This is a genomic window from Vibrio sp. 1F263 (genome assembly GCF_041439035.1).
Taxonomy (GTDB): Bacteria; Pseudomonadota; Gammaproteobacteria; order Enterobacterales; family Vibrionaceae; genus Vibrio; species Vibrio tasmaniensis_A.
The window spans coordinates 1-1,568 of the sequence record NZ_JBGONI010000118.1 but is presented as its reverse complement, the minus strand read 5'-3'; the positions used below and the strand labels follow the sequence as shown (position 1 = coordinate 1,568).

Annotated in this window: 1 pseudogene; it reads left to right on the top strand. The window is 45.5% G+C overall.

Annotated elements, in window-relative coordinates:
- A pseudogene (locus ACED25_RS23360) lies at positions 1–1,568 on the top strand (hypothetical protein); the annotation flags it as partial.

Sequence of the window (1,568 nt, the reverse complement as noted above, 5' to 3'; positions counted from 1 at the left end):
AAGTGCAGATGGTGCAACAATCACTCAGTTCGTTTATGACGGACAACTTAGAACACTGGTTCAAACAGATACTGGTGAGCAGCGGTTCGGTTTCACTGAAGGGACGTTAGTCATCACCCTGCAAGGTGAAGTGCGCTTTGAACCCAATCGCGATTTAGTTCATACAAACAACGAAGACATCGTTAAAACAATCGTAGTGACGTCAAGTGACTTTGATAAAGATCCGGTGACATCCACCGTGACTTTGACCATTACCGATGGTGATATTCCAATCATCAACACCATTCCAAGCGTTACGCTATCAGAATCTAATCTTGCCGATGGCTCGGCAGCAAGCACCGTGCCTGTTAGCCAAACTGAGACTATTCAGTTCACCAATCAAAGTGATAATGTAGTCAAATTCCGTATCGATCCTGCTCAATTCAACCCGAACGACACACTTAAATCGAATGGGTTGGTCGTTGAGCTTAAAGCCGATCCAAACACGACTGGGGGGTACATCGGCTTTGTGAAAGACGGAGCCAACCCAGAAGTTCCTGTCTTTACGATTAGTTTCTCTACTAGCACTGTGGGTGAGTACACCTTTACTCTGCTTGAAGCATTAGATCATGCTGATGGCCAAGCGAAGAATGACCTGAGCTTTGAACTACCTGTATTTGCGGTCGACCGTGATGGTGACGACTCATTGATGTCGCCACTGAAAGTGACGGTCAGCGATGATGTTCAAGGCATGCAAAATCAAACGCTGAGCATTACAGAGCCAACGGTTGCAGATTTAGCTGCCGGTGTTGTTACGACAGGCACTGTCGATGTGATGCCAGTGCAAAGTGCAGATGGTGCAACAATCACTCAGTTCGTTTATGACGGACAACTTAGAACATTGGTTCAAACAGATACCGGAGAGCAGCGGTTTGGTTTCACTGAAGGGACGTTAGTCATCACCCTGCAAGGTGAAGTGCGTTTTGAACCCAATCGCGATTTAGTTCATACAAACAACGAAGACATCGTTAAAACAATCGTAGTGACGTCAAGTGATTTTGATAAAGATCCGGTGACATCTACTGTGAAGTTGACCATCACCGATGGTGATATTCCAACGATTAATACCATTCCAAGCGTCACGCTATCAGAATCTAATCTTATCGATGGTTCGGCAGCAAGCAATGCTCCGGTGAGCCAAACTGAGACTATTCAGTTTACTAATCAAAGTGATAATGTCACCAGTTTCCGCATTGATCCAAGCTTATTTAATACCAACGATACACTTAAATCTAATGGGTTGGTCGTTGAGCTTAAAGCCGATCCAAACACGACTGGGGGGTACATCGGCTTTGTGAAAGACGGAGCTAACCCAGAGGTTCCCGTCTTTACGATTAGTTTTTCTACTAGCACGGTGGGTGAGTACACCTTTACTCTGCTTGAAGCATTAGATCATGCTGATGGCCAAGCGAAGAATGACCTGAGCTTTGAACTACCTGTCTTTGCGGTCGACCGTGATGGTGACGACTCATTGATGTCGCCATTGAAAGTGACGGTCAGCGATGATGTTCAAGGCATGCAAAATCAAA